The sequence below is a fragment of the Ancylobacter sp. VNQ12 genome (assembly GCF_049445835.1).
In the GTDB taxonomy this organism is placed as follows: domain Bacteria; phylum Pseudomonadota; class Alphaproteobacteria; order Rhizobiales; family Xanthobacteraceae; genus Ancylobacter.
Map to the genome: position 1 here is coordinate 44,607 of NZ_JBMSDU010000025.1, position 6,226 is coordinate 50,832.

The 6,226-nt window shown below is 60.5% G+C and carries 6 protein-coding genes and 3 pseudogenes; 6 read left to right on the top strand and 3 right to left on the bottom strand.

The features are described from left to right. Positions 1-2 precede the first annotated feature (2 nt). Together ACO2RV_RS22280 and ACO2RV_RS22285 are read right to left on the bottom strand one after the other, a co-directional pair. Complete coding sequence (locus ACO2RV_RS22280; RefSeq protein WP_423296433.1) at positions 3-815, bottom strand: fumarylacetoacetate hydrolase family protein; 813 nt, start codon at positions 813-815, stop codon at positions 3-5. A gap of 189 nt (positions 816-1,004) precedes the next feature. Further along, positions 1,005-1,832: an alpha/beta fold hydrolase gene (locus tag ACO2RV_RS22285; RefSeq protein WP_423296434.1), complete on the bottom strand. Its 828-nt coding sequence runs from the start codon at positions 1,830-1,832 to the stop codon at positions 1,005-1,007. A 339-nt stretch (positions 1,833-2,171) separates the two neighbouring features. On the opposite strand from ACO2RV_RS22285, the gene ACO2RV_RS22290 reads away from it, so the two are divergent. The 6 genes and pseudogenes from ACO2RV_RS22290 to ACO2RV_RS22315 form a co-directional block, all read left to right on the top strand. Further along, entirely contained in the window at positions 2,172-2,825 is a 654-nt protein-coding gene (locus ACO2RV_RS22290) for a GntR family transcriptional regulator (protein WP_423296435.1), read from the top strand. Between the two features lie 97 nt (positions 2,826-2,922). Beyond that, a pseudogene (locus ACO2RV_RS22295) lies at positions 2,923-3,940 on the top strand (IS5 family transposase). A gap of 159 nt (positions 3,941-4,099) precedes the next feature. After that, entirely contained in the window at positions 4,100-4,378 is a 279-nt protein-coding gene (locus tag ACO2RV_RS22300; RefSeq protein ID WP_423296436.1) for an alpha/beta fold hydrolase, read from the top strand. A gap of 35 nt (positions 4,379-4,413) precedes the next feature. Then, the gene (locus ACO2RV_RS22305; RefSeq protein ID WP_423296437.1) at positions 4,414-5,160 is read left to right on the top strand and encodes an SDR family oxidoreductase; all 747 of its coding nucleotides are present in this window, start codon (positions 4,414-4,416) and stop codon (positions 5,158-5,160) included. A 113-nt stretch (positions 5,161-5,273) separates the two neighbouring features. Further along, a complete protein-coding gene (locus ACO2RV_RS22310) occupies positions 5,274-5,624 on the top strand; it encodes a transposase (protein ID WP_423296438.1) in 351 nt (116 codons plus the stop codon). A gap of 62 nt (positions 5,625-5,686) precedes the next feature. Next, positions 5,687-5,944, top strand: a pseudogene (locus ACO2RV_RS22315) (IS3 family transposase); the annotation flags it as partial. Between the two features lie 59 nt (positions 5,945-6,003). On the opposite strand, the pseudogene ACO2RV_RS22320 reads toward ACO2RV_RS22315, so the two are convergent. Beyond that, positions 6,004-6,120, bottom strand: a pseudogene (locus ACO2RV_RS22320) (ATP-binding protein); the annotation flags it as partial. Positions 6,121-6,226: the final 106 nt, after the last annotated feature.

Sequence of the window (6,226 nt, forward strand, 5' to 3'; positions counted from 1 at the left end):
ACCTACTCCTTCAGGAAAGAAGCGCGTACGCTTCCAATTCCGTTGATACACACGTCGAACACATCGCCTGGTGTCACCGGAACCATGGGCCCAAGCGCGCCCGAGAGTACAGTGTCGCCCGCCCGCAGTGGACGGCCCGTACGCGCCATGATCCGAGCCAGCCATAAGGCGGCATTCAGGGGGGATCCGAGACATGCAGCACCCGTGCCGGTACTTACCTTTAGCCCGGCCTTTTCCATTGTCATGTCGCAATTGCGCAGGTCAAAGCCTCCTGCATCCAACCGCCGCGGCATCGAGCCCAGCACGTAAAGTCCGGAGGATGCATTGTCTGCTATCGTATCGCTGATCTTGATGTCCCAGTTGGCGATCCGCGAACCCACGACTTCCACAGCGGGCACGGCGTAAGCGATGGCCAGAAATAGATCCGCAAATGTAGGCTGATCACTCCCGATATCCCGTTCCAGCACGAACGCGATTTCGGCTTCCACCTTCGGCTGCATAACATCCTTCAGAGAAATCTCTTCCCCATCGCTACGGAACATATCGGCGAAAAGCATCCCATAATCGGGTTGATCCACGCCGAGCTGCTTTTGCACGGCCAGAGACGTCAAGCCGATCTTGCGACCCACCAAGCGGCGACCAGCTTCCATCGCCCGCTTTGTGTTGAACTCTTGAACCTGGTAAGCGACGTCAACATCGTTAAGGCCGACCATCTCACGCACGGGCGAAGTTGGGATACCTGTCCGCCCCGCCTCAAAAAGGCGATCGGCTGCCTGCCAAACTGCCTCCGAGGTCACTGTCGTCACCGTGTTCATTGAGGAACACTCCTGACAGACACGTCCGTTACCGCGAAGCCCAAGTATCTAAGCCGCTGAATGCTCACTTTTTCCTCCCTACCATGCGAACCCGAACCAGCTGGACGGGTGCCCAATCATGAGGCTCGGTCGTGTAGCCTCCAGATGTGCAAATCGAAATGTAGAACCGCCTATCCAGAGGCGAGCACATCAGGACTCGGCAAGAAAATCCTCAACCAGCCGAATGAAACGTGCCGCCTGCTCGATTTGTACCCAATGCCCGCATCGGCCGAAGACATGCAGCTGAGAGGCCACAATAAGCTGATTTAGCCGAATGGAAGTCTCCAGTGGCACCACATTGTCATCGCGGCCGTGCAAGATAAGCGCTTCTTGAGAAATGGCTCGAATATCGTCCTCGTTGCTGGCGAGTGCGCTGACCCAACGCTGCCTTGGCGCAGGAAACATTGCGGAGAACGATTCCTGAAAGCCTGGCCGAATGCTCGCCTTATATCGTAATTCCGCGAGTTCATCGCTCACGAGGCTTCGGTCGTAGGCGAAATAGTCCATTAACCTGCGCATATTTTGCACGGATGGCTCATATCCCCACACAGCGTCGAGACCCTCGGTCAGATCGAAATTGACACCCGCCGAACCCATGAGAACGAGGCGCCGAACTCGCTTCGGAAATTTAATAGCGAAGGCCAGCGACAGCGCACCACCGAATGAATTCCCGACGAGATCGACAACCTCGAGATTCAGAGCGTCCAAAATACCCGCGAGATGCTTGGTCCAAAGATCGAGATTGTATTCAACGTGGTGTGTCCGCTCGGTGAAGCCGAAGCCAATCATGTCGGGCGCGATGACGCGCCTATGTCGAGACAATGCGGGAATCACCGCTCTCCAGTTCGCCCAAGCCGTGACGCCCGGTCCCGAGCCATGAACAAGCACGACAGGCGCACCAGATCCGGCGTCATGAAAGTTCGTCGCGATCCCGTTTGCGTCGATTGTTCGCGCAATGTCCGGATTGGCTTCCTGCACGATATCCCTCCTATGGTTTTGAGACGTTCACCGACTGCTTTCCGCAGGCTCCGCCGCGGAATAGTCGGCACGAGGCGCAAGAGTCCGCCACCCTCATATGTCGACTTTCGAGCGTAAAAACGATATTGTGACTCGTCAACTCATTTTATGGCGTGAAACCGGCGGGGCAGATTATACCATCGCTTTTGGAACCGAATCGCGTCGTTGCGGCCGGTCCTCCGGTCCAGCAGGCCATGCGCCAAATTGGTTGGGTAGATTTGGAACTAAGAAGTGATGGTTGACCACAGAATCATTAAGAGAGCAGGTCTCGGTGGCGCGCGGTCTACAGAGAAGAGACCAATGGCCATTGAGTTAACGTATTCAGTAGTTAGAAGGCGGGTCATTGAAGGAGTGTATCCATCAGGTTCCAAGCTTCATCTTGAAACGCTAAAGTCCTCGCTCGGCATTAGCGGTAGCACCCTCCGCGAAGCGTTGACGCGATTGATGGCGGATGGGCTTGTAGTCGCCGAAGGCCAAAAAGGGTTTCGCGTGACGCCGATGTCGCTGTCGGACCTTGAGGATATTACAGATGTGCGTATAAAGTTGGAAACAAGCGCGTTAGCTGAGAGCATCAAGCTGGGCGATAACGCTTGGGAGGATAACCTCGTCACTTGCTTTCACCGTCTTGCTCGGGCGCAGGAGAGACTTGAGGTTGATCCCGCCATTGCCTTCGATGCGTGGGAAGTTCGGAACAAGGAGTTTCACGAGGCGCTTGCGGCGGCGGCGCCTTCCGCTTGGCTTGCTCGGTTTAGACAGGTTTTGTTTCAAAGTTCCGAGCGCTACCGTCGGCTTTCTGGCACGAGGGGGCCGGTTCCTCTTGAAGTGCACAATGAGCATGAGGAAATATTCCACGCTACGATGGCGCGGGACACAGATAAGGCAGTATCCGCACTTGCTGCGCATATTCGACGATCCGTGAACGTTATTCGTGCAAAAGCTTTGCTCCCTGACTGAGGGAGATGACGGGCACCTCGAAAAATGTTGCGCTCTGCGCGGGTTGCAGTATAATTTGCGGTGTAGGCAGTATGATTGGGGATTGCTGAGGGGCCAGATGGGCGTTTTCGATGTGCGGAAGCGCTATGTCGGGCTGAACGCGATGGTGGCCGGGCGGATGTCCGGCCCCAGGTGGAGGCGGTGTGGCGGCGGCCGGAGGCGCGGAAGTCTAGGGTGGGGCGCAAGTCTTGGGGATGCGGTCGCGATGTTTGAGGTGCTGGTGCGGTGCGAGCTGTACAACCTCTCCGACGAGCAGTTCGAGTACCAGCCGCGCGAACTGTTGTCGTTCATGCGCGTCTTGGGGTTTGGTCTGGAGGATCGGGTGCCGGACGCCACTAGGGTCCGGCAGTACCGCGAGCAACTGGTCCAAGCCGGGACCGTAGACGAGCTGTTCGGCGCCTTCGGCGCCTTCGACGCCTACCTGAAGGCGTCGGGGCTGGCTGGCGATGGGCGGGCAGATGGTTGACGCCTCGATCATACCGGTACTCAGGCAGCGCAACGGGGCGCGAGGAGAGCGCGGCCTCAAGGATGGCGAGACGCCCGAGGGTTGGGACGAGAAGCCGGCCAAGAAGCGCCAGAAGGACACCGACGCGCGTTGGACGAAGAAGCACGGCAAGTCGCGCTATGGCTACAACACCCACGTCAGCGTCGACCGGCGGCACAAGCTGATCCGGCGCTACAAGGTGACCGACGCGGCCGTGCACGACAGCCGGGCCGTCGATGACGTGTTGGATGACGACAACACCGCCTCCGACGTCTGGGCGGACAGCGCCTACCGCTCGGCCGAGATCGATAAGAAACTGGAAGATCGCGGCCTGAAGAGCCGGATCCACCGCAAGGCCCATCGCAACCGACCGCTCACCAAGCGCGAGCAACAGGGCAACACGACCCGATCGAAGGTCCACGCCCGGGTCGAACACGTGTTCGGCGCACAGACCAGCGACATGGGCGGCACCTTGGGGTGCAGCTTCGGGATCGCGCGCGCCAAGGCGCGGATCGGGTTGAAGAATCTGGCCTACAACATGCGTCGGGCGGTGCAGCTGGACGGGTTGGTCACTGCTCGCGCCCCGAGTTGACCGGTTCAGCTATAGGAGAAATGCATACGGAGAGTATGCTGGACAGCTACAAACAACCGAAAAGCGCCGCCGAGCGGCGCCCAATCAGGGGCGCTCCGCGGTCACCGATGCTCTTGATCGTCCAAAAGTGGACGAGAAGCCATATTTATCGAGGTGCCCATGAATATGCAGACGCGGACGGACACTACCGAAGTGGGTATTGTCCACGACGCTTTCACGACGTTGCTGCGCTGCTCGGGCTCCCCCACCCTGCCGGCGACGGTTCTGATTCACGGCTCCGGCCCGGGTGCGGTGTGCAGGTCGAATTGGCAATATCTGATTCCCGAATTGGGCGGGCGGTTTCATTGTCTAGCCATGGGTCTGTGCAGCTACGGCGGCAGCCCGGTGCCGGACGCCATGCCGAAGAAAATCGCCGACTTCTTCGATAGCCGGATCTGAAGGCGGCTGTGATGTCGGACCGGAAAGTTGCCGTCATGACCGGGGCGAGCTCGGGAATGGGTCTTGCCACGGCGCGCGAAATGGCGCGGCGTGGTTATGATCTGGTGCTGTCCTCGCGCCGACCCGAAGTCGCAGCGGATGAGATCCGCAGCGCCTTCGGAGTGCGGGTCGAAGCAGTGGCGGGCGGCATCGCCGAGGCCGACTTGGCCGCGCGTCTCGCGGCGGCGTCGCAGGAGATGGGCGGAGCGCGGGCTCTTTTGCTCAACCACGGTGGCCCACCTGTCAAGCCGGTGATGGCATTGACGGACGAGGATTGGTCGCGCGCCTTCGAGACCATGGTTGTGGGGCCGCTTCGGGTGATGCGGACGCTCGTGCCTCAGATGCAGGCTGCCGCAGCCGGACGGGTGCTGGCGATCTCGTCCTTCACGGTCAAGGCCCCCTGGGCGGGCATCGGCCTGTCGAACGCGCTGCGCGCGGCGCTGGTCAACGCCCTCAAGACCGCGGCGCTGGAACTGGGGCCCGAGGGGGGAATCCTGGTGAACGCGCTGGCGCCCGGCTATGTCGAGACCGACCGAATCCGCGACTGGAACGACTCCTATGCCGGGCAAGAGAATGTGAGGGTCGAGGAAATTCGAGCCCGCACGCTGGCAACGATCCCGCTGCGCCGCTACGGCACGCCTGAGGGCTATGCGCGGCTTGCAGCTTTCTTGCTGTCGGAAGAGAACGACTACGTCTCCGGCCAGCAGATCCTGTACGACGGCGGCCTAGTTGTGGCGAACTGAAGGCCGAACGATGCCGGCACCGCTTCTGGTCCGCGTTGGAGTGGGCCCCTTCGGCCGGACAGGACCGGGTTTTGGAATTGACAGGGGTCTGGGCTTTCGAAGGATGAAAGCTCATGAGCAGACACCGCAGCCACAGCACTGCATTCAAGCGACAGGTGGTCGAGGAATATCTTGCTGGCGAGACGCTCCACGCGTTCGGCAGGCGGCACGACCTGTCGCGGAACCTTATCCGCATCTGGCTTCAGAAGCATGAGACCGGCGCCTTCGAGGAAGAGGCTGTGGCGGCCGACCTGGTCCAGGAATACGAAGCCCCGATCGCTGCGCTGGAACGGCTCGTCGGCAAGCAGGCCATGGAACTCGAGTTTCTAAAGCGGGCTTTGAGAAACGCGCCGCGGGCGAGAAGCGGCGCTACGTCCGTGATCACCGGCCCGACGAGCTCAACATCTCCGAAGGATGCGAGCTGATGGGGATCGCGCGGTCCACCTACTACGACGGCTAGGCCGAGGCCCGCGACGACACGGCCGCCGTCGAGGCGATTGCGGCCGTCTGTGAGGAATTTGAGAGCTACGGCTGGCGGCGTGTCCGAGCGGCGCTTCGGCACCAGGGCATTGTTGTAAATCATAAAAAGATCAGGAGGTTGATGCGCGAGCATGGCCTCCAGTCCCGCACCCGCCGGCGCCACGTCACGACGACGAACAGCGATCACGATCACCCGATCTGTCAATCGGCATGGAAACTTGACCCCATATCGGCGCCGAATATTGACCCCGGGCTGGGGCATTGACCCCACTGCCGCGGAGCGTTGGTGTGGCGCAGCGGCAGTGGGGTCAATGGTGGCGGAGGTCAGGCGCGGTTCTTGAAGCGCCAGCTCTCGTTTCCGGTCTCGACGATGTCGCAGTGGTGGGTGAGACGATCAAGGAGCGCCGTGGTCATCTTGGGGTCCCCGAACATTACAGGATACCCTCATCGTCGACCGGCTGGTGTCCGAGGTCACGATCACGGACCCACATCACGCCCTTTGCGGGCAACGGCTCACGCTCGTCCCGATGCGTTCGGCCCGCGGTCC

Bases quoted from the DNA above. Each gene is read 5' to 3' on its own strand.
- ACO2RV_RS22300 (WP_423296436.1), top strand. From the start codon at position 4,100: ATGAATATGCAGACGCGGACGGACACTACCGAAGTGGGTATTGTCCAC.
- ACO2RV_RS22280 (WP_423296433.1), bottom strand. From the start codon at position 815: ATGAACACGGTGACGACAGTGACCTCGGAGGCAGTTTGGCAGGCAGCC.
- ACO2RV_RS22305 (WP_423296437.1), top strand. From the start codon at position 4,414: ATGACCGGGGCGAGCTCGGGAATGGGTCTTGCCACGGCGCGCGAAATG.
- ACO2RV_RS22290 (WP_423296435.1), top strand. From the start codon at position 2,172: ATGGCCATTGAGTTAACGTATTCAGTAGTTAGAAGGCGGGTCATTGAA.
- ACO2RV_RS22310 (WP_423296438.1), top strand. From the start codon at position 5,274: ATGAGCAGACACCGCAGCCACAGCACTGCATTCAAGCGACAGGTGGTC.